20 protein-coding genes are annotated in these 21,083 nt (G+C 70.5%); 16 read left to right on the plus strand and 4 right to left on the minus strand.

Translation table 11 applies throughout. From position 1 onward, the window contains the following. Positions 1 to 443: 443 nt before the first annotated feature. Both VAB18032_RS28975 and VAB18032_RS28980 read right to left on the minus strand, forming a co-directional pair. A complete protein-coding gene (locus VAB18032_RS28975) occupies positions 444 to 1,538 on the minus strand; it encodes an aminotransferase-like domain-containing protein (RefSeq protein WP_013736497.1) in 1,095 nt (364 codons plus the stop codon). 139 nt (positions 1,539 to 1,677) lie between these two features. Further along, entirely contained in the window at positions 1,678 to 2,148 is a 471-nt protein-coding gene (locus VAB18032_RS28980; protein WP_013736498.1) for an ester cyclase, read from the minus strand. A gap of 229 nt (positions 2,149 to 2,377) precedes the next feature. On the opposite strand from VAB18032_RS28980, the gene VAB18032_RS28985 reads away from it, so the two are divergent. The 5 genes from VAB18032_RS28985 (at position 2,378) to VAB18032_RS29005 (ending at position 6,195) form a co-directional block, all read left to right on the plus strand. Then, a complete protein-coding gene (locus VAB18032_RS28985) occupies positions 2,378 to 2,827 on the plus strand; it encodes an NUDIX domain-containing protein (protein WP_013736499.1) in 450 nt (149 codons plus the stop codon). 243 nt (positions 2,828 to 3,070) lie between these two features. After that, a complete protein-coding gene (locus VAB18032_RS28990; RefSeq protein ID WP_043726079.1) occupies positions 3,071 to 3,802 on the plus strand; it encodes a phosphocholine cytidylyltransferase family protein in 732 nt (243 codons plus the stop codon). Beyond that, a complete protein-coding gene (locus tag VAB18032_RS28995) occupies positions 3,790 to 4,857 on the plus strand; it encodes an iron-containing alcohol dehydrogenase family protein (RefSeq protein ID WP_043722342.1) in 1,068 nt (355 codons plus the stop codon). The genes VAB18032_RS28990 and VAB18032_RS28995 overlap by 13 nt, the downstream gene beginning before the upstream one ends. After that, entirely contained in the window at positions 4,841 to 5,554 is a 714-nt protein-coding gene (locus VAB18032_RS29000; RefSeq protein ID WP_013736503.1) for a CDP-alcohol phosphatidyltransferase family protein, read from the plus strand. Before VAB18032_RS28995 ends, VAB18032_RS29000 begins: the two co-directional genes overlap by 17 nt. 293 nt (positions 5,555 to 5,847) lie before the next feature. Then, entirely contained in the window at positions 5,848 to 6,195 is a 348-nt protein-coding gene (locus VAB18032_RS29005) for a hypothetical protein (protein WP_013736504.1), read from the plus strand. A 72-nt stretch (positions 6,196 to 6,267) separates the two neighbouring features. Here VAB18032_RS29005 and VAB18032_RS29010 read toward each other — a convergent pair whose 3' ends face one another. Next, entirely contained in the window at positions 6,268 to 7,599 is a 1,332-nt protein-coding gene (locus VAB18032_RS29010) for a glycosyltransferase (protein ID WP_043722347.1), read from the minus strand. An 80-nt stretch (positions 7,600 to 7,679) separates the two neighbouring features. On the opposite strand from VAB18032_RS29010, the gene VAB18032_RS29015 reads away from it, so the two are divergent. The 8 genes from VAB18032_RS29015 to VAB18032_RS29050 all read left to right on the plus strand — a co-directional run bounded on the left by VAB18032_RS29015 (position 7,680) and on the right by VAB18032_RS29050 (position 17,289). Then, positions 7,680 to 8,540, plus strand: a complete 861-nt coding sequence (locus VAB18032_RS29015; RefSeq protein WP_013736506.1) for an Fpg/Nei family DNA glycosylase — start codon at positions 7,680 to 7,682, stop codon at positions 8,538 to 8,540. Positions 8,541 to 8,805: 265 nt separating this feature from the next. Further along, positions 8,806 to 10,377 carry a sugar transferase gene (locus VAB18032_RS29020; RefSeq protein WP_050814664.1) on the plus strand — a complete coding sequence of 524 codons (1,572 nt, stop codon included), beginning with the start codon at positions 8,806 to 8,808 and terminating at the stop codon, positions 10,375 to 10,377. 44 nt (positions 10,378 to 10,421) lie between these two features. Beyond that, entirely contained in the window at positions 10,422 to 11,648 is a 1,227-nt protein-coding gene (locus VAB18032_RS29025) for a sensor histidine kinase (RefSeq protein WP_013736508.1), read from the plus strand. Further along, positions 11,645 to 12,418: a LytR/AlgR family response regulator transcription factor gene (locus VAB18032_RS29030; protein WP_013736509.1), complete on the plus strand. Its 774-nt coding sequence runs from the start codon at positions 11,645 to 11,647 to the stop codon at positions 12,416 to 12,418. Before VAB18032_RS29025 ends, VAB18032_RS29030 begins: the two co-directional genes overlap by 4 nt. A gap of 244 nt (positions 12,419 to 12,662) precedes the next feature. Further along, positions 12,663 to 13,061 carry a hypothetical protein gene (locus tag VAB18032_RS29035; RefSeq protein ID WP_050814807.1) on the plus strand — a complete coding sequence of 133 codons (399 nt, stop codon included), beginning with the start codon at positions 12,663 to 12,665 and terminating at the stop codon, positions 13,059 to 13,061. A 1-nt stretch (position 13,062) separates the two neighbouring features. Further along, the gene (locus VAB18032_RS29040) at positions 13,063 to 14,703 is read left to right on the plus strand and encodes a sodium/solute symporter (protein WP_013736511.1); all 1,641 of its coding nucleotides are present in this window, start codon (positions 13,063 to 13,065) and stop codon (positions 14,701 to 14,703) included. 145 nt (positions 14,704 to 14,848) lie between these two features. After that, positions 14,849 to 15,613, plus strand: coding sequence for an ABC transporter ATP-binding protein (locus tag VAB18032_RS29045; protein WP_013736512.1), 765 nt, complete (start codon positions 14,849 to 14,851; stop codon positions 15,611 to 15,613). Continuing rightward, a complete protein-coding gene (locus tag VAB18032_RS29050) occupies positions 15,598 to 17,289 on the plus strand; it encodes a hypothetical protein (protein WP_013736513.1) in 1,692 nt (563 codons plus the stop codon). The genes VAB18032_RS29045 and VAB18032_RS29050 overlap by 16 nt, the downstream gene beginning before the upstream one ends. 112 nt (positions 17,290 to 17,401) lie before the next feature. On the opposite strand, the gene VAB18032_RS29055 is transcribed toward VAB18032_RS29050, so the two are convergent. Next, positions 17,402 to 17,818, minus strand: coding sequence for an endonuclease domain-containing protein (locus VAB18032_RS29055; RefSeq protein WP_050814665.1), 417 nt, complete (start codon positions 17,816 to 17,818; stop codon positions 17,402 to 17,404). A gap of 328 nt (positions 17,819 to 18,146) precedes the next feature. Between VAB18032_RS29055 and VAB18032_RS29060 the strand changes: the two genes are divergently transcribed. The 3 genes from VAB18032_RS29060 to VAB18032_RS29070 all read left to right on the plus strand — a co-directional run bounded on the left by VAB18032_RS29060 (position 18,147) and on the right by VAB18032_RS29070 (position 21,019). Next, positions 18,147 to 18,782, plus strand: a complete 636-nt coding sequence (locus VAB18032_RS29060) for a flavin reductase family protein (RefSeq protein ID WP_232510918.1) — start codon at positions 18,147 to 18,149, stop codon at positions 18,780 to 18,782. A gap of 210 nt (positions 18,783 to 18,992) precedes the next feature. Further along, positions 18,993 to 19,346 carry a DUF485 domain-containing protein gene (locus tag VAB18032_RS29065; RefSeq protein WP_013736516.1) on the plus strand — a complete coding sequence of 118 codons (354 nt, stop codon included), beginning with the start codon at positions 18,993 to 18,995 and terminating at the stop codon, positions 19,344 to 19,346. Beyond that, positions 19,343 to 21,019, plus strand: a complete 1,677-nt coding sequence (locus tag VAB18032_RS29070) for a solute symporter family protein (protein ID WP_013736517.1) — start codon at positions 19,343 to 19,345, stop codon at positions 21,017 to 21,019. The genes VAB18032_RS29065 and VAB18032_RS29070 overlap by 4 nt, the downstream gene beginning before the upstream one ends. Positions 21,020 to 21,083: the final 64 nt, after the last annotated feature.

The following is a 21,083-nucleotide window of genomic DNA, read 5'->3' on the forward strand; positions in this document are numbered from 1 at the left end:
CCGGCCGGCGACCGCGGAGCGGGCCCGATCCTGATCCGGAGGTGACGTCCGCTGGTCGGCGGTGGAGGTGTTCCGGCCTCGCTTGATCCGATCGGTCATCACGCCCCCTCCGCACGCCCTGGTTGCGGCTTGCAGGGTACGCCGCAGCAACGATCATGGTGGCTTCGGCGACCGCCGGGGGGGTGGCGCCGGACGGACCGGACCGCTACGGGGGGTGAGGCTGCGGCCCGGCCCGCCCGGCGCCATGGGGGCGGGGGTGGTGCTGCCGTGTCACCCAGGGGCGTACGGCGGCCGGCTCGCGTCGGGCATGTCCACGATGGTCGAAGCCCGGAAGGCCGCAGTACGCAGGTGAGTGACGCTCGCAGCATTGTGAGCCGCCGGTCGCCCCGAGGGGGAGCCCTGGAGCGACCGGCGTGGCCGTACTGTCAGAAATCCGACAGATTTCAGCCGCGGACCGCTTCCATCGCCTCGGCCAGCCGCCGGACACCCTCGTCGACACGATCCGCGGTGACTGCCGAATAGGCGAGCCGGAGCGCATGCCGCCCACCGTCGATGACGAAGTCACTGCCCTTGACCACCGCGACGCCCCGCTCGGCGGCCGCCGGCGCCAGCTTCTCGACGTCGACGTCCTCCGGCAACTCGACCCAGAGGAAGTAGCCGCCGTCCGGCTCCACGAACCGGGCCTCGGGAATGTGCCGGCGCAGCGACTCGGCCAGCACCCGCGCCCGCTCGCCGAGCGCCGCCCGGACCGTCTCGATCGACCGCTCGATGTCGCCGGAGACACAGAACTGGTGCACGATCGCCTGCGCCACCATGCCGGGCGAGATGTAGAGGCTGGTCGCCTTGCTCGCGATGGCACCGATCACGTCCGCCGGGCCGACCAGGTAGCCCACCCGTACGCCGGGGCAGACCGTCTTGGTGAAGCTGGAGGCGTGCACCACGACACCACGGGTGTCCATCGACAGCATCGACGGCAGCGGCTCACCACGGAACCGGATGTCGGCGTACGGGTCGTCCTCGAAGATCGTGAAGCCGTACTCCGCGGCCAACTCCAGCAGCTCCCGGCGCTTGTCCAGGGAGAGCGTCACACCGGCCGGGTTCTGGTAGTTCGGAATGATGTGCGCCAGCCGTGGCCGCACCCCGGACTCCAGCAGCTTGCGCAGCTCGGCAGTGTCCAGGCCGTCCGGCTGGATGGTGACTCCGTGCAGCTCGCTGCCCATCCGCTGAAGGTTCAGCAGGGTCCGGTCGTAGGTCGGCCGCTCCACCACCACGGCGTCGCCGGGGCGTACCAGGTGGTCGAAGAGGAAGGCGTCGGCCTGCAGGGAACCGTTGGTGATCAACACCTGGTCGGCCTCGACCCCGTGCTTCTCGGCGATCCACTTCCGCAACGGAAGGTAGCCGACGGAGGTACCGTACGCGGTCACCCCGGTGGGGTCGGCGTCGAACGCGCGGACGGCGGCGGCCTTGAGCCCTTCGACATCGACGATGTCCAGCGAAGGCGCGCCACGGGCGAAGGAGATCAGCTGCTCGGCGGTCATGGCTGTTCAGCGTACGTGCGGTGGCAGGGCGTACGCCGACGGCACGGCGATGTCCGCATCCTGAGCCACCGGGTCGGGTGAGCCGAGCGACCGGGAAAGGCGAGTGGGTGATCGGGAGGACGGCCGAGCAGGTCAGGACTTACCTGACGCCGGACGACACCGGGGACACCGAGGCCAACGGCACCTGCCGGGACAGGCCCGCCACCTGCACCCCGAGCGAGGTGATCAGCTGTCCCCAGTCGAAGTAGGACCGCCAGGTGACGATCCGACCCCGCCGCACCCGGACCATGTCCACCACCTGCCAGGACACGGAGTGACCGGTCGGTGCGACAGTGCCGAACGGGGTGTGCAGCACCCCGGTGTGAGTGCCGGTGAGCCGATGCTCGACCGCCGCCCCACCGGCCGTGCGTACCGCGCCGAGTGGGTCGACCCGCAGGTCAGGAAAGGCACCCGTCCAGGTACGCAGCAGCGCCGGCAACTCGGTCGGGCGCACCGTCACGCCGGGCATGCCGTAGCTGCCGTCGACCGCGTACAACTCGGGCAGGCGGGCCACGTCCCGCCGCAGCAGCATGGCGTACTGCTGCTCGATCAACCGGTCCGCGCCACGCATCCTGTCCTCCCCACCAACCCACTCCACCCCCGACCCAACCCCCATACCCCCCAACCCACCCCACCACACCGCCCGCCCCAGGCCAGGGGGCCAGTCCGTCGATCTTGCAGTTTCGGTCGTTGATTCGCGGCTTATACCCGTTATGCGGGGACACAAAGTGCAAGATCGCCGAGCAGGTGCCAGCAGGCGCTGGGCGGGGGCGGGGGTGGGGGAGGGTTAGGGTGCTGGGGTGTCGGTTGAGCCGTTGCGGTGTGCTGGGGCGCTGATCGTCGACCCGGAGGGGCGGCTGTTCTTTCAGCGTCGGTCGCCGGACCGGCGCTTGTTCCCCAACTGCTGGGACATCGTGGGTGGTCACCTCGAACCGGGCGAGACCGTCGAGGAGGCCCTGCGTCGAGAGGTCTTGGAGGAGACCGGCTGGCGGGTGGCGGAGATCCTCGGCCCGGTCGGTGAGTTCCGCTACGTCGGTGACGACGGTCTGACCCGGATCGAGTACGACTGGCTGGTCCGGGTCGACGGTGACCTGGCCGCTCCGGTGTTGGAGGCCGGCAAGCACACCGAGTACCGCTGGCTCGGTCCGGATGATGTCGACGTGCTGGACGAGCACCGCCATGTCAACGAGGGCCTGATCCGCCAGATCGCGGAACGAGCCTTCGCCCTGCTGAGGTCAACGCATTCCTGAACGACAGCGGCGGACCGGCGCGCACCCATGCCGCGATGGTCGCGCCCGCCAACTACCCGCTGTTCGTCGCGACGGTGCCGGCGGACTCGTGCCGCAACGGCTGGACACGCCGGCCGACCCCGGGTCGCGGCGGTTGGAGATGTTGGCCCACCTGGCAGCGGTGTCCGGCTGGGCCGACGGCAGCCCTCGGGACGGCGCTATCCTCCTCCGGTGAACGCCGTGAAGACAGAGACTGGTACCGGCATGGTCGGAATGGTGCTGGCGGCTGGCGCGGGTCGCCGGCTGCGCCCGTACACCGACACGCTGCCGAAGGCGCTGGTGCCGGTGGATGGCGAGATCACCATCCTCGACATCGCCCTGCGCAACCTGGCCGAGGTGGGACTCACGGACGTCGTGGTGGTGGTCGGGTACGCCGCGGACGCCGTCCGGGAACGACAGGCCGAGCTGGAGCGCCGGTACGGCGTCACGATCACTCTCGTGCACAACGACAAGGCCGAGGAGTGGAACAACGCGTACTCTCTCTGGCTGGCCCGGGACTGGTTCGCCCGGGGCGTGCTGCTGGTCAACGGTGACACGGTGCATCCGGTGAGCGTGGAGAAGACGCTGCTCGCCGAGCGGGGTCCCGGTGTCCTGCTGGCCATCGACAACATCAAGCCGCTGGCGGAGGAGGAGATGAAGACCACCTTCGACGCCGCCGGCCAGCTCACCCGGATCACCAAGCTGATGGACCCGGCCGAGGCGTACGGCGAGTACATCGGCGCGACGTTGATCGAGCCGCAGGTGGCCGAGCCGCTCGCCGATGCGCTGGAGGCGACCTGGCGACGCGACCCGAACCTGTACTACGAGGACGGTTACCAGGAGTTCGCCGACCGGGGTGGCGAGGTGCGGGCCGCTCCGATCGGTGACGTGTCCTGGGTCGAGGTCGACAACCACGCCGACCTGGCCCGGGCTCGGGAGATCGCGTGCCGTTACTAGCCCGTACCGTCACGACGCCGCTGTCGATCGAGGTCCGCCGTGGTGCGGTGACGGACCTCGGCGCGCTGCTCGCCGACCGGCGGATCTCCGGTGGCGGCGACGTCGCGGTGGTGGTCGGCCCCGGGCAGGGCGAAAAGATCGCCGAGATGTGCCGGCCCTCGCTCGGATCGGCCGACATCTTCACGGTCAGCGGCGGCACCGTCGACTCGGCCAACGAGCTGGGCGATCAGCTCCGCCGCCGGCACTACGACGCGGTCGTCGGCATCGGTGGCGGCAAGACGATCGACACGGCCAAGTACGCCGCCACCCGCTACGCCCTCCCGATGGTCACCGTGGCGACCAGCCTCGCCAACGACGGCATCGCCTCCCCGGTGGCCTCGCTGAGCCACGAGGGCGGCAAGGGGTCGTACGGCGTGCACATCCCGATCGCCGTCCTGGTCGACCTGGATTTCGTGGAGAACGGCCCGGATCGGCAGACCCAGGCCGGCATCGGCGACGCGGTGAGCAACCTGAGCGCCTGCGCCGACTGGGAGCTGGCCCATCAGGTACGCGACGAGCCGATCGACGGGCTGGCCCTGACGCTGGCCCGGACCGGGGCGGAGGCCCTGGTCAACCACCCCGGCAAGATCACCGACGACGCGTTCCTGACCACGTTGGCCGAGGCGCTCATCCTGGGCGGCATCTCAATGTCGGTCTGTGGTTCCAGCCGACCGGCCAGCGGCGGCGACCACGAGATCTCGCACGCCATCGACCACCTCTACCCGGGCACCGGCTCGCACGGCGAGCAGGTCGGCCTGGGTGCGCTGTTCTGCACCTTCCTCCGTGGTGACCTGGAGCGCTTCGGCCAGCTCGCCCGCTGCCTGCACCGGCACGGCCTCTCCACCCGGCCGAGCGAGTTGGGTCTCACCGACGAGCAGTTCGTCGAGGCGGTCGCCTTCGCGCCGCGTACCCGGCCGGACCGCTACACCATCCTTGAGCACCTTGCGCTGTCCGCTGACGACCTCCGTACCCGGCTGGGAGATTACGTTGACGCCCTCCGTGAGCACCTTGGCTGAGCCGTCCCACCCCACGGTCGCCGACTTCCACCGGGTGAACCGGGGCGGTGGCCTGTTCAGCGAGTCGGTCAGCCAGTGGATCGGTGCGGTCTTCGCGCTTGTCGCCCAGCGCCTCGGGCTCCGGCCGACCGCCCTGACCATCACCAACCTGGTGCTCGGGCTGGCCACCTCGGCGACCGTGGTCGCCCTCGCCGGCCCGGTCGCCGCCGGGGACGTACCGGCCTGGCTGGTCGGGCTGCTCGCCCTGGTCGGCTGGCAGGTGGCGTACGCCCTGGACTGCGCCGACGGCCAGTTGGCCCGGGTGACCGGTCAGGGCAGTGCGGCCGGCGCCCGGGTGGACGTGCTCTGTGACGTGGCGGCGCAGATCGCCCTGGTCGCCGCGTTGTCCGCGACTGCGGTGGCGCAGCGTCCCTCGACGCCGGTGTGGCTGGTGGCCGCGTTCGCCGGGAGTTGGATGGTCAACCTGGTCACCTCGGTGATGCAGTCCGGCCCGAACGCGGCAAGCATGGTCACCTCGACCTCGCTGCCCGTACGCCTGGTCAAGCTGGTCCGCGACTACGGCGCGGTGATCTTCGCGGCCGCGCTGGTCCTGGCCGTCGCCCCGGCGCTGGTGTTCTGGGTGATCGCGGCGTTCACGATCGTCAACGGCGGCTTCCTGCTCGCCAGCATCGCCTTCTCCGCCCGCGCCAGCTGGTAAGGAAGGGCACCTTCTTAACGCCTCGCGCATAGGAAGGGCCCCCTATTAACGCGTCGGGGGCCGGGCTGGTGCACCGGCTATCCCGATGCCAGGCTCCAGGGCATCCCGGTCTGATCCAAGGGCGCTGGTGGCCGGCTACGACGACGAGACGCCGCTCCCGCTGTGCCGATTTCAAGGTGATCGACAATTGTTGACACTTCAAGCAAAGCCATGGAAGATCCCATAGACGGATATCGCTTCATGGCGAAGCTGATGTTCTCGCTCCCCACGCCACCCCACCCTTGGGAGACCTCATGCGCAAAACCGCCAAGCGGATTGCCTCGGTCCTGGCCGTCGCAGCCCTGACCACCACTCTGGCTGCCGCGCCCGCGGTCGCGAAGGAGGTGGCGCGGGAACCGTTCAAGGTGCCTGACCAGGGCCTGGTTCTCTACACCGCGAACAGCGCCTACGTGGTCGCCCGGCACACCGCAGCCGATGACCTCTGCCACCCGATGCAGGACGCGGTCACCTCCATCAGCTGGACCCCCGTGTACGCCATCGCCTACGCGAGTGACGACTGCACCGGCTACGGGTTGCAGCTCAGCGGCTGGCAGGGCTGGAGCCCCGGCGTATTCCTCTCCTACAAGCTCATTGCCTACTAGATCGACTTCGTTACGCCGTAGTGGCGGTATCCCACCTGCCTGGATACCGCCACTACGGCGTAACAGCGTTGATCAAGAACGCGCGAGCCCCGCGTACACGGCGAGGAGTTGCTCGGTGACCACGTCGGGGTGGAAGACCCGCTCGTAGCGGGACCGGGCCGGGGCGGCGAGTGCGGCGGCGCCGGCGGCGGCCAGCGGCAGCGCGGCGGCGAGCGCCGCCGGCTCCGGCGGCACCACCCAGCCGGCCTCACCGGCCAGGACCCCGGCCGGCAGCGCGGACGCCACCCCGGAGGCACTGCCCAGACCGGCCATGCCACCGACACCACCCGGCCCGCCTGAAGCGGCGGGGCCGCCGGGGCTGGCCGGGGCGGGGGCCGAGGCGATCACCGCCGGGCCGGTGCCCGCGGGCTCGCGCGGGGTGTCCGCGCCGACCAGGTACGGAATACCACCCAGTGCCGTGCCGAGGACCGGTCGGCCGCTGGCCAACGCCTCGATGATCACCGTGGGCAGCACGTCGTGCCAGGTGGAGGTGGCCAGCACCACGGCGCTCGCGGCCAGTGCCGAGCGGACCCCGGCCCGGTCCAGCGGGCCGAGGAAGGTCACGTCGGCGCGTTCGGCCGCCGCCGCCTCGACCAGCGGACGCAACTCACCGTCACCGGCCACCCGCAGCGGCCCGAGCGCCCCGTCGGGGTGCCGACGCCACGCCTCCAGCAGCAGGCCGAGCCCCTTCTCCGGGGAGAGCCGGCCGAGGAAGAGGAAGCCCTGACCAAGCGGGGCGGGCGTACCAGGATCGGGAATGCCGTTCGGCTTCACCACGATCCGAGAGTCCGGGATGCCGTAGTCGCGCAGGTGGTCGGCGACCGCGCTGGTCAGCGCGATGAACCGGTCCACCGACTTCCAGGTGCCCCGGTGCACGGCCAGGGTGGTGGCCATCAGCGCGCTCTGCGCCCGGGACCCGCGGTAGCAGCGGTGCACCACCGCCGGCACCCCGAGCGCCCGCCCCCGGCAGTCCTGGCAGATCACCCCGTCGCGGAAGTACAGGCCCGAGGAGCAGACCTGGCGGTAGTTGTGCACCGTCTGCACCACCGGCACGCCGTGCTTGTGCGCGGTCCGCACCACCCAGGGCGAGAGCAGCGGGTACGGGTTGTGCAGGTGCAGCACGTCCGGCCGGTGCTCGGTGAGCAACTGGGACAGCTCCTGCTGGGCCCGGGGCGCATAGATCGGGGAGATCGGCAGCAGGGCCTTCGCCGTCTTCGGCATCGACGGGATCTCGTCGGAGCTGCGCAGGAAGGGCAGCACCTCCACACCGGCGGCGGTGAGCTGGGCGATCTCCGCGTCGACGATGGTGTTCTCACCGGAGGGCTGAGCTTCCCGGTACCGGTTGTGCGCCACCACGATTCTCACGGGATTCGTCTTTCGTTCACGACTGCGGGACTCGCAAGCTCATTCCTCGCGCTCACGGGAAAGAAGGCTACCGTTGGACGATGCCCGAACTACCGGAGGTGGAGGCGCTCGCGGGTTACCTGCGACAGCGCGCGGTGGGCCGCCGCGTCGAGCGGTTGGAGGCCGTCGCGATCAGCGCCCTGAAGACGTACGATCCGGCGCTGACCGCGGTCACCGGCCGGTCGGTGACCGACGCCCGCCGGCACGGCAAGTTCCTCGACGTCGTTTTCGACGGTGACCTGCACCTGGTGGTGCACCTGGCGCGGGCCGGCTGGCTGCACTACCGGGAGGCGTTCGCCTCGACCGTCCCGCTCCGACCGGGCAAGGGCCCGATCGCGCTGCGGGCCCGTCTGGACGACGGTTCCGGTTTCGACCTGACCGAGGCCGGTACGCAGAAGAAGCTCGCCGTGTACCTGGTGACCGATCCGCAGGCGGTGCCCGGAGTGGCCAAGCTCGGCCCGGACGCGCTCTCGGCCGATCTGGCCGCCTTCGCCGGGGCACTGCGGAGCCGCCGGGGACAGCTCAAGGGGGTGCTCACCGATCAGGCGGTGCTGGCCGGGGTGGGCAACGCGTACTCGGACGAGATCCTGCACGCGGCGAAGCTGTCACCGTTCGCCCTGACCGACCGACTCACCGACGACCAGATGGCGACGCTGCACGCGGCCACCCGACGGGTGCTCGGCGACGCGGTCACCCGCTCACTGGGGCAGCGGGCCGCGGAACTGAAGGGTGAGAAGCGCTCCGGGCTGAAGGTGCACGCCCGTACGGGACTGCCCTGCCCGGTCTGCGGCGACACCGTGCGTGAGGTTTCCTTCGCCGATTCGAGCCTCCAGTACTGCCCGACCTGTCAGACCGGCGGCAAGCCCCTTGCTGACCGAAGGCTGTCCAGACTTGTACGGTGAGTAACGACACGCTTGACTACGGAGCGGAATCGGACGCGGGGTGCGCAACCACGGTCCGGCACTCTTCCCGGGCCGCCATCCATCGGTATAGTGGCTCGGTCCCCGGCTTCCGGATGGCGTGGAGCCGGCCAGATCCCAGGCGAAAACGAGTCCGTCACGCAATGTCTCTCGGGTCGGCGTCGAGGCGGAATCCGCGTGGGAAACTGGAACGGTGGGAGACTCGGGCCCTTACGGCGAGTAAGCGGTGCGGGTCATGCGGGAGGACATGGGTGAGGTGACGACAAGCCTCCAGCGCCCGGTAACCAACGAAGGCCGGAGCAGACTCGTGCGGCACGTCGACAGCTTCGAGATCCAGCCGCCGAACCCGCCGTCGCACAACGGCGTGCCCCGCTCGGCGTGGGCGCGGGCTCGACGACGCGTCTCCCGCTGGCATCGGCCGTACACCGCGATTCTGCTGCTGCTCGACTTCGCGGCGGCGGCCTTCGCCAGTTTCACCGCGATCCGCACCTTCGACCAGGCCACCGCCGGTTTCCACGAGGCCCAGAACGACCCGACCTGGTTCCACACGGTGGCTTTCCTGCTGCTGCCGCTGGGCTGGCTGACCATTCTGTGGTTCAACGGGGCCTATGACCGGCGCTGTCTCGGTCTCGGGCCGGACGAGTTCAAGCGGGTGATCCGGGCCGGCGTGGCGGTATGCGCGGCCGTGTCGTTCCTCGCCTTCGCCACCAAGACCGACCTGTCCCGGTTCACCGTCGGCACCGCCCTGCTGCTGGCCCTGCTGTTGATCCTGCTGGGCCGGATCCTGACCCGCTTCGTGCTGCACGTGATGCGCCGCAACACCCAGCAGGCGGCCCACCGGATGGTGCTGGTCGGCACCCTGCCGGAGTGCCTGGAGGTCTACACCGCGGTCACCCGTAACCCCGCCGCCGGGCTGGTGCCGGTGGCCATCCACATCACCGACGGTTACGCCGCGGCCAAGGGCGTGCAGACCCCCGTCCCGGTGTACGCCGGCCGTGACGTGCTGGCCCTGGTGCGGGAGGTCGGCGGCGACACGATCGCGGTCTGCGGCTCGGCCAGCGCCGAGCCGGGCGAGCTGCGCCGGCTGGCCTGGCAGTTGGAGGGCTCCGGCGTCGACCTGGTGGTGGCACCGCAGCTGACCGACATCGCCGGCCCCCGGGTGCACATCCGCCCGATCGAGGGCCTGCCGCTGCTGCACGTCGAGGAGCCCACCCTGTCCGGGCCGGCGCTGCTGGCCAAGAACATGATGGACCGGGTCGCCGCCGGCCTGGGCCTGCTGGCGCTGATCCCGGTCTTCATCGTCATCGCCATCGCCATCCGGATCTCCGATCCCGGTCCGGTCTTCTTCCGCCAGCCCCGGGTGGGGCACGAGGGGCGCACCTTCCGGGTGTGGAAGTTCCGCACCATGTACGTCGACGCGGAGGACCGGCTGGCCAGCCTGGTCGACCAGAACGAGACCGACGGCATGCTGTTCAAGATGAAGCAGGATCCTCGGGTCTTCCCGGTGGGCCGCTTCCTGCGTGCCTCGTCGCTTGACGAGCTGCCGCAGCTGATCAACGTGCTGATGGGCGAGATGTCCCTGGTCGGGCCGCGTCCGCTGCCCGCCGACGACGGCGACTTCCTCGGCGACGTACGCCGCCGGCTGCTGGTCCGCCCCGGGATGACCGGGCTGTGGCAAGTGTCCGGCCGCTCCGACCTGTCCTGGGACGAGGCCGTCCGACTGGACCTCTACTACGTCGACAACTGGTCGCTGGCGTACGACCTGAGCATCCTGTGGCGCACGGTGGGCGTGGTGCTGGCGCGCAAGGGCGCGTACTGAATCAGCTCTTTCCCTGCGCCACCGCAACCAGCAGGATCATCGACGTGGGTGGCAACCTCTCGGCCGGCATCGGAGTCTTGTCGCTGGTCGTCGTGCTGACCGGGGCACTGGTCGCGGTCGCTCGGCTGCGTGGCCGGCGGGGCATCGCCACGGCCAGCCAGCGGGCCACCTACGAGGTGCTGCACACCACCGGCTTGGCCGCCGAGCCGCTGCGGGCCGGGCTGAGCCCGGCGGGTGCGGCGAAGGCGGCCCGGCACCTGCGTGGCCTGGTCGGCGCGGCGGGGTTGGCGTTGACCGACACCGAGGAGGTGCTCGCCCTCGACGGGCGCGGTGCGCACCACACCGACCAGCTGCGCGCGGCGGCACAGCGAGTGGTGGCCACCGAGCGGTCCACCGTGCTGGGCGAGGCCGAGTTGTTCTGCGACCGCATCGACTGCGCGGTCCGGGGTGCGGTGGTGGCCCCGATGGCCGGCGCGGAGGGCCGGGTGGCCGGTGCCATGATCGCGGTCACCGACGGCGTGCCCGGTCCGGGCCTGGTGCAGGCGACCATGGAGACCGCCCGCTGGGCGGGCAGCCAACTCGCCCTGGCCGAGCTGGACTCGTCCCGGGAACGGCTGGCCCGCGCCGAGGTCCGGGCGCTGCGGGCGCAGATCAGCCCGCACTTCATCTACAACGCGCTGACCGCGATCGGCTCGTTCGTCCGGACCGATCCGGAGCGGGCCCGGGAGCTGATCCTGGAGTTCGCCGAGTTCACCCGCTACTCGTTCCGGGCCCACGGTGAGTTCACCACGTTGGCCGAGGAGCTTCGGTCGATCGACCGCTACCTGACCATCGAGCGGGCCCGCTTCGGCGACCGGCTTCAGGTGCGGCTGCAGATCGCCCCGGAGGTGCTGCCGGTGACTCTGCCCTTCCTCTGCCTGCAGCCGTTGGTGGAGAACGCCGTCCGGCACGGGTTGTCGCGCAAGCCCGGCACGGGCATGGTGAGCATCGAGGCGCGGGACGCGGGCGCCGAATGTCACATCACGGTGGAGGACGACGGAGTGGGGATGGATCCGGGCACACTGACCGCCGGAATCGCCGAGCTGGCCGGGGCCACCGGTGATCCGGGGGACGACCCGGGCCAGCACGTCGGCCTCTCGAACGTCGACGAACGACTCCGCTCGGTGTTCGGCAGCGACTTCGGCCTGGTGGTGGAGACGGGCGTGGGGTCGGGCACGAAGGTGAGCATGCGGGTGCCGAAGTTCCACCCCGGCGTACGGGCGCGTTCGTGACCGGCAACGGCGGTACGCCCGGCTTCCTGCGGGTGCTGGCGGTGGACGACGAACCCCCGGCCCTGGACGAGCTGGCGTACCACCTGCGTACCGACCCTCGGGTGGCGCGGCTGCACACGGCCGGCGACGCCACCGAGGCGCTGCGGGTGCTCCGCGACGACGAGGTCGACGTGATCTTCCTGGACATCCGGATGCCCGGCCTGGACGGCATGGAGCTGGCCCGGGTGTTGCGTCAGTTCGCCCGGCCACCGGCGATCGTCTTCGTCACCGCGTACGACGACGGTGCCGCGGACGCCTTCGACCTGGGCGCCACCGACTACGTCCGCAAGCCGGTACGCGCGGAGCGGCTCGCCGAGGCACTGCGTCGAGTCGTCGGGTCACGGGTGCTGCCGTCGCATCCGGCGGCCCTGGCCCGCGCCGAGGAGGACCCGACGATCCCCGTCGAGTTGGCCGGCTCCACCCGGATGCTGCCCCGCTCCGCCGTGCGTTGGGTGGAGGCGCAGGGCGACTACGCCCGGCTGCACACCACAGAAGGTTCGCACCTGGTGCGGGTGTCCCTGGCGACGCTCGCCGAGCGGTGGGCCGACGCCGGGTTCGTCCGGATCCACCGGTCCTACCTGGTGCAGTTGCGGCTGATCGCCGAGCTTCGACTTGTCAATTCCGGCTACGTGGTCGTGGTCGACGACGCGGAGCTGCCGGTGAGTCGGCGGCACACCCGGGAGTTGAAGGACAAGCTGGTCCGAGCCGCGAAGCAGGAATGGAGCCGCTGAGCGTCCACACCTTTGTCCACAGGGTCAGCGGGTTGTCCACAGGTTGTCCACAGCCGCTTGACATTCCCGTGGGGCGGACGAGACTGCCGGGGTGGCCGCCGAGGATTCACCACCGGCACCCCGCCGACCCGAGCCAGCCGGGACCGCCGCGCCGCCGCCCCGGGCCGCGGAGCCGCTTCAGGCTGCATCGCCGCCCCGGGCTGGGGAAGCGCCCCGGGCTGAGGAGCCGCTTCAGGCTGGGGAGCTGGCTGCCGCGCAGCTGCGCGGGTCGGGGCCGGCTGCACGTACCCGGGTGGTGTTGGCCGAGGTCTCGGGCCGACGACAGCGGGCCGGCGGTGCCCGTACCGAGTTGACCCAGCAGACCCGGGTCGGCGAGACGCTGATCCGCGGCCTGGTACGCGCCCAGCTCGCGCTGGCCCTGCAACTGTCGGCAGTGGTCCTGGTCGGGCTGGGTGGACTGCCCTGGCTGTTCGCCATCGCCCCCTCGGTGGGCCGGATGACAGTGCTCGGTGTCAACCTGCCCTGGCTGCTGCTCGCCGTGCTCTCCTTCCCGTTCCTGGTCGCGGTCGGCTGGACGTACGTACGGCTGGCCGAACGCAACGAGCAGGACTTCACCGACCTGGTCCAGCGGCCGGAGCGTTGAGGTGACAAACGACCTCGTCGTACCGGCGATCGTGGCGGTCACCCTGGCCACCCTCGGGATCGGCTTCTACGGGCTGCGGCTGGCCCGCACCACCTCCGACTTCCTGGTCGCCTCGCGGGTGGTCAGCCCGACCTGGAACGCCGCCGCGATCGGCGGCGAGTACCTGTCGGCGGCCAGCTTCCTCGGTGTCGCCGGGCTGATCCTCAAGTACGGCGTGGACGTGCTCTGGTATCCGGTCGGCTTCGCGGCCGGCTACCTGGCTCTGCTGCTCTTCGTCGCCGCGCCGCTGCGCCGCTCCGGCGCCTTCACCCTGCCCGACTTCTGCGAACTGCGGCTGGGCTCCCGTCGTTTGCGCACGCTGGCCACCGTCTTCGTGATCTTCATCGGCTGGCTCTACCTGGTGCCCCAGTTGCAGGGCGCCGGGCTGACGCTGGCCACCCTGGCCGGTTCCCCGTACCCGGTGGGTGCCCTGGTGGTGGCGGTGGTGGTGACCGCCAACGTGGCGCTGGGCGGGATGCGGGCGGTCACCTTCGTGCAGGCGTTCCAGTACTGGCTGAAGTTGACCGCGCTGGCCGTACCCGCGATTTTTCTGGCGCTTCAGTGGCAGGCCGACGGGCGGCCGGCGGTGACCCCGCCCGACGGGCCGACCTTCCGAACCGCGACCACAGTCGTTGTCGAACATCGCGCCGTCCTGACCCTGCCGGACGGGCAGAGCCGCCAGGTGAACCCCGGCGACGAGTTGACCTTCGCCGCCGGCGAGCCGGTGCCCGAGGTGTCCGGGGTCGCCACCAGCGCGACCGACTGGTTGCTGCCCAGCACCGCCGGCTCGGACGACCGGGGACTGTTCGCCACGTACTCCCTCATTCTGGCCACCTTCCTGGGCACCATGGGGCTGCCGCACGTGCTGGTCCGCTTCTACACCAACCCGGACGGCACCGCGGCCCGCCGCACCACGCTTGTCGTGCTGGCCCTGGTCGGGGTCTTCTATCTGCTGCCCACCATCTACGGCGTGCTGGGTCGGATCTACACCCCACAACTGCTGGTCAGTGGCCAGACCGACGCGGTGGTGGTGCTGCTGCCCGAGGCGGCGCTCGGTGCCGGGACCACCGGTCGACTGCTGGCCGCCCTGGTCGCCGCCGGGGCGTTCGCGGCCTTCCTCTCCACCTCGTCCGGGCTGCTCACCAGCGTCGCCGGGGTGATCTCCACGGATGTGCTGGGCCGTGGCTCGGTGCGCGGCTTCCGGCTCGCCACGGTGATCGCCGGTGGGGTGCCACTGATCCTCGCGCTGAACGTCTCCGGACTCGACGTCTCACAGGTGGTCGGGCTGGCCTTCGCCGTCGCCGCGTCCAGCTTCTGCCCGCTGCTGGTGCTCGGCATCTGGTGGCGTGGGCTCACCGACGCGGGCGCGGCCGCCGGGATCCTGGTCGGCGGCGGCGCGGCGGTGTCGGCGGTGCTGATCACCGTGCTCGGGCCGCCGCTGAGCGGCTGGCCGGCCACCCTCACCGCGCAGCCGGCCGCCTGGACGGTGCCGCTGGCCTTCACGGTGATGGTCGCGGTCTCGCTCGCCACCCGTGGCCGTACCCCCGCCGACACCGGCCGCACCATGCTCCGCCTACACGCCCCCGACAGCCTCCGGCTGTGAAAGGAAGGGCACCTTATTAACGCCTCGTGTAGAGCAAGGGCCCCTTGTTAACACTCGCAGCGGATGACGCCTACGACTGTGGGATGAGTCAAGCTCAGCCTGGTGGCTCAGGGAGCGCTGGCCGCCACCGGATACGGTCTGTCACATGACTGGCGAGTACCCTGCGTTGGCGCTACGTGGCCTGGCCAAACGATTCGACAGCAAGGTCGCCGTGGCCGGGGTGAACCTGGACGTACCGGCGGGCTCGTTCTACGGGCTGCTCGGCCCCAACGGCGCGGGCAAGACCACCACCCTGTCGATGGCCGTCGGGCTGCTGCGACCGGACGCCGGCAGCGCGTGGGTGCTCGGGCGCGACGTGTGGGCCGACCCGGTCGAGGCGAAACGGCTGTTCGGGGTGATGCCCGACGGCGTACGGCTGTTCGACCGGCTCAGCGGCGCCGAACTGCTGGCGTACCACGGATTGCTGCGGGGCATGGACCCGGCGGTCGTCGACCAGCGCGCGGCGGAGCTGATCGACGTGCTCGCCCTCTCCGATGCCGGCCGCACCCTGGTGGTGGACTACTCGGCCGGCATGAAGAAGAAGATCGGCCTCGCCTGCGCCCTGCTGCACGGACCCCGGCTGCTGGTGCTGGACGAGCCCTTCGAGGCGGTCGACCCGGTCTCGGCGGCGCTGATCCGCGACATCCTCCAGCGGTACGTCACCGGCGGCGGGACGGTGATCTTCTCCAGTCACGTCATGGAGGTCGTGCAGCGCCTCTGCTCGCACGTGGCGATCCTCGCCGAGGGCACCATCAAGCGGGTGGGCACCCTGGAGGAGGTACGCGGGGAGCGCTCACTGGAGGAGGTCTTCGTCGAGGTGGTCGGCGGGCGTACGGCAACCGGCGAGGAGTTGTCGTGGCTGTCCCGGTGACCGACCCGGCCAGCCGCGTACACCCGGTCAAGGCGCGGCACTTCGTCCGGCTCAAGCTGCGGGTGATCGGCAACAACTTCCGGGGCCAGGCCTGGCGGGCCGTGCTGTTCGTGATCGGCTCGCTGGTCGGGCTCTGGCTCGCAGCCACCGCCTTCTTCGGCCTGGCAGCCCCCGGGTTCGCCGGCGAGGACCGGTACGCGCTGCTGGTCGCCGCGTTCGCCGGCGGCCTGACGGTGCTCGGCTGGCTGCTGCTGCCCCTGGTCTTCTTCGGCGTCGACGAGACCCTCGACCCGGCCCGCTTCGCGTTGCTGCCGCTGTCCCGCCGGACCCTGGTCACCGGGCTGTTCGCCGCGGCGCTGGTGAGCGTGCCCACGGTCGCCGTACTGGTGGCGCTCTCCGGGCTGGTGGTCACCGCCGGGGTGTTCGGTGGCTGGCCCGCAGCCGCGGTGGCCGTTCTCGGAGTGATCTCCGGACTGCTGCTCTGCGTCGCCGCCGCACGGGCGATGACCAGCGCCTTCGCCAGCATGCTCCGATCCCGCCGGGTACGCGACCTGGCGGCCGTCCTGCTCGCGGTGGCCGCCGCGTTGCTCGGTCCGTTGCAGCTGGCCGGTCTCGCCGCGATCCGGGACACCGACTGGGACCGGCTCACCGGTGTGGCGACCGTGATCGGCTGGACACCGTTCGGCGCACCCTGGACCGCCGGCATCGACGTGGCGCAGGGCCGAGCCTGGGCGGCACCGCTGAAACTCCTGATCACCGTCGTGACGATCGTCGCGCTGCTGGCCTGGTGGTCGCGCTCGTTGGAGTCGGCGATGATCGGTACGGCCAGCACCGGGCCGTCCAAGGGCAAGCCGGAGGTCAGTGGCGGCGCGGTGGACCAATTGTTCCCACAGGCGGCCGGCTGGCTGCGCCGGGACCGCTTCGGCGCGCTGGTCGCCCGGGAGGCCCGCTACTGGTGGCGGGACGCCCGACGGCGGGCGAACCTGATCACCATCGCGGTGGTCGGCCTCTTCGTGCCGGTCATGGTCAACGTGGGTGGGCAGGGCTTCAGCATCGACAGCGAGCAGGGCTTCAGCCTCCCCTCCGACACCTCACCGCTGCTGGTCAGTCTCTCCATGCTCTTCGTCGGGTTGCTGGCCGCGATGACCCTGGCCAACCAGTTCGGTTTCGACGGCAGCGCGTACGCGGCCAACGTGATCGCCGGCGTGCCCGGCCGCCTGGAGTTGCGCGCCCGGATGGTCGCCTTCTCGCTCTACGTGCTGCCCATGCTGGTGCTCGTCTCCGTAGTGATGGCGCTGATCCTCGGCGAGCCGACCTGGGTGGGCTTCATGGCCGGCACCCTGATCGCCACCTTCGGCGCCGGGCTGGCGGTCAACTCGTTCGTGTCCGTCCTCGCCGCCTACTCGCTGCCCGAGACGAGCAACCCGTTCGCGATGAACAGCGGCGCCGGGGTGACCAAGAGCCTGCTGGCCCTGGTGGCCATGGTCGCCACCGCCGCGACCGGCCTACCCACGGTGATCGCCGCCGCGCTGCTCGGCGACGCCTGGCTCTGGTTGGGTCTGCCCCTGGGCATCCTCTACGGCGTCGGCGTGGCGCTGCTCGGTTCTTACCTGGCCGGTGACGCCCTGGACCGTCGCCAGCCCGAACTGCTGACCGCCGTCACCCCGCGCCGCTGACCATCCGCGGCCGATCGCGGCTCGCGGCTCGGCGGTCGCTGGTCTGGGGTCGCTGGTTTGGGGTCGCTGGTCGCGGCTCACGGGCCGGCGGTCGCGGGGTGACGGCCGGCGGTCACGGGGCATGCTGCTCGGGGATGCGGGGTGCACCGTTGCGGTGGCCGCGGGAGCGCAGGGCGGCCCGCACCTCGGCGACGAAGCCGTCGAAGTCCTCGCGGAGGCGCTTCGCAGTCAGGTGCAGGACGATCCAGTCACCGCCGACCACCGGCTTGAGCCGTCGGCGATCCGCGTCGAACTGCGCCGGGTCGTCGTGCCAGAGGCCGTCGTACTCGATCGCCACCCGATAGTCCGGCCAAGCAAGATCGAGACGGGCGAGGAACCGACCCTGGGCCGACACCACCCATTGGGTACGCGGACGCGGCAGCCCGGCCAACACGAGCCGAACCCGAGCACGGGACTCCTGCGGCGACTCGGCCCCGGCATCCGCCAGGTCGACCGCGACACGCGGGCCCTCACGGCCCCATAGAGGCATGGCCTCGATGCAGGATCGCGCTCGATGCGGGAGCCCGCTCCACCGCCTGGGCGACCCAACGAACAAGCGCCCTCGCACGTCCCGCAGGGGATTACCTCCAGCAAGATCGCGCTCGACGTGGGAACAAGTGCCCTCGCAGGCCCCGTAGAGGGGTTATCTCGAACAAGGTCACGCTCGATCTGTGATCGAGTGGTTCCGTGCTGGCAACCAGACCACTCGATCCCAGATCGAGCGTGACCTTGTCGGATCGGGCCTTGCTGCGACCCCGCGTTCACCCCCGCCGGGCCGCTAAGCGGCACCCGCGCACGGCGAGTTGGCGTATTCAGCCCTGTTCCGGCCTCTTGCACGCGCCGGTGGGCCGCGACACCGGGCCGAGCTCTATCAGCGGTTCGTCGGCTGGGCGCGGGCACGCGGGCAGGCCGGGCGGGTCACAATGTTTCACGTGAATCCAGAGCCGGGCGCCCAGATCCACCACAGCGATCCGTTCGCCGTACCGGCCGACAAGCGTTCGCCCGTACGCCGGTTTCGGGGTCGGCTCGCCGCGCCGGTGACGCTGTGGACGGCGCCGGGGCCGGCGGGTTTGACGGTTTCGTCGACGTTGGTGGCCGACGGTGATCCCGGGCGGTTGCTCGGCCTGATCGACGCGGAGTCGGATCTCTGGGCGGCGGTCGAGGAGGCGGGTCGGTTCGCCGTGGCACCGTTGAGCCCGGGGCACCGACAGCTCGCCGACCGGTTTGCCGGTCTGTTCCCGTCCCCTGGCGGCCTGTTCGCCATCGACAGCTGGGCCGAGACGCCCTACGGGCCGGTGCCTGCCGGCGGCGGCGGTTGGGCCGGTTGCCGGCTTGACGGCGCGCGGGAGTACGGCTGGAGCCTGCTGGTCGAGGCGACCATCGAGCGGGTGGAGCTGACGGACGACGGTGGGCCGCTGCTGCACCACCGTGGCCGCTACCACGAGCTGGGCTGATCCCGCCGAGCCACCACCGTCGCACCCGAGCTACAACCACCTACCCGCTGCCGCGCGCTTACCGGTCAGCGGTGTGATCCAGGTCATTGAGCGCAGCAGCGCGGCCGTTCGGCGCAGCCGTCGACCGGCACCGATATTGCCTCTTCTCCGGCGGGGAGCGCGCTTTCTACCGTGCGCGAAACTCCTGACGTCTGTGAAGGTGGTGATCAAATGTCCACGGACACCCCTGCTACCGCGCCGACCGACTCGGAACCGGAGCGGTACCTCGCGGTCCAACGGTCCGACGAGTTCGCCGGGTTGCGTCGCGCGCTGCGCGGCTTCGTCTTCCCGATGACCATCGCGTTCTTCCTGTGGTACGCGCTCTACGTGATCCTCTCCGCGTACGCGCGAGACTTCATGGGCACCCGACTGTTCGGCAGCAACATCAATGTTGCGCTGGTCTTCGGCCTGCTCCAGTTCGTCTCCACCTTCCTCATCGCCTGGCTCTACTCCCGGTACGCCGACCGGAAGATCGACCCGGTGGCCGACAAGATCCGCGGCGAGCTCACCGGAGGTGAGTCGTGAACTCAGTCGTCCTCGCGGCCGAGGCGGGCAACACCACCGCCCGCAACCTGACCATCGTGCTGTTCCTGGCCTTCGTGGCGGCGACCCTGGCCATCACGATCTGGGCCAGCCGGCAGACCAAGACCGCCACCGACTTCTACGCGGGCGGCCGGTCGTTCTCCGGCTTCCAGAACGGCATGGCGATCGGCGGCGACTACATGTCCGCCGCGTCCTTCCTCGGTATCGCCGGCATCATCGCGCTCTACGGCTACGACGGCTTCCTCTACTCCATCGGCTTCCTGGTGGCCTGGCTGGTGGCGCTGCTGCTGGTCGCGGAGCTGCTGCGGAACTCCGGGCGGTACACGATGGCCGACGTGCTGGCGTTCCGGATGCGCCAGCGTCCGGTGCGTACGGCGGCGGCGGTCTCCACCATCACCGTCTCGATCTTCTACCTGTTGGCGCAGATGGTCGGCGCGGGCGCCCTGGTGGCACTGCTGCTCGGCATCCGGCCGGGCACCACCTTCCTGGGCATGGACGCGGACACCGCCAAGGTGGCGACCATCATCATGGTCGGCGCGCTCATGATCATCTACGTCACCGTGGGTGGCATGAAGGGCACCACCTACGTGCAGATCGTCAAGGCGTTCCTGCTCATGGGTGGCGCGCTGTTGATGACCCTGCTGGTGCTGGCGAAGTACAAGTTCAACCTCTCCTCGCTGCTCGGTGACGCGGCCGCGAGTTCCGGCCAGGGCACCGCATTCCTGGAACCCGGTCTGAGGTACGGCGTCGAGGTCGCCGGCAACGCGACACAGACCTTCTACAACAAGGTCGACCTGCTCTCCCTCGGCATCGCGCTGGTGCTCGGCACCGCCGGCCTGCCGCACATCCTGATCCGCTTCTACACCGTCCCGACGGCGAAGGCGGCTCGCAAGAGCGTGCTCTGGGCGATCGGCATCATCGGCTCGTTCTACCTGCTCACCCTGGCGCTCGGCTTCGGCGCGGCGGCGCTGGTCGGTGGCGACGCCATCCGGGAGCAGGATCGGGCCGGCAACACGGCCGCACCACAGTTGGCCGAGGCCCTGGGGATCGACTTCTTCGGCGGTGAACTGGGTGGTGCGGCATTGCTGGCGATCATCGCGGCGGTCGCCTTCGCCACCATCCTGGCGGTGGTCGCGGGGTTGACGTTGGCCTCATCGTCGAGCCTGGCGCACGACTTCTACGCCAACGTCGTCAAGCGGGGCTCCGCGTCGGAACGGCAGGAGGTGAACGTCGCCCGGATCTCCGCCCTGGTGATCGGCGCGGTCTCCATCGCCCTGTCGATCTACGCGCAGAACCTGAACGTGGCGTTCCTGGTGGCGCTGGCCTTCGCGGTGGCCGCCTCGGGCAACCTGCCGGCGATCCTCTACAGCCTGTTCTGGAAGCGGTTCAACACCTCCGGCGCGGTCTGGGCGATCTACGGCGGTCTGCTCGCGGCTGTGGTGCTGGTGTTCTTCTCACCGGTTGTCTCCGGTGCGCCGACGGCGATGTTCCCGGACCACGACTGGCAGTGGTTCCCGCTGTCCAACCCGGGCATCCTGTCCATCCCGTTCGGCTTCCTCTGCGGCTGGATCGGCACGGTGATCTCCAAGGAGAGCGACGAGGAGAAGTACGCCGAACTGGAGGTGCGTGCCCTGACCGGTGCCGGCGCGCACTGACCCGCACCTGTTAACAGGGGCCCCCTGTAGTACGCGAGGCGTTAACAGGGGGCCCCTCCTTTAG

The sequence above is a fragment of the Micromonospora maris AB-18-032 genome, from assembly GCF_000204155.1.
In the GTDB taxonomy this organism is placed as follows: domain Bacteria; phylum Actinomycetota; class Actinomycetes; order Mycobacteriales; family Micromonosporaceae; genus Micromonospora; species Micromonospora gifhornensis.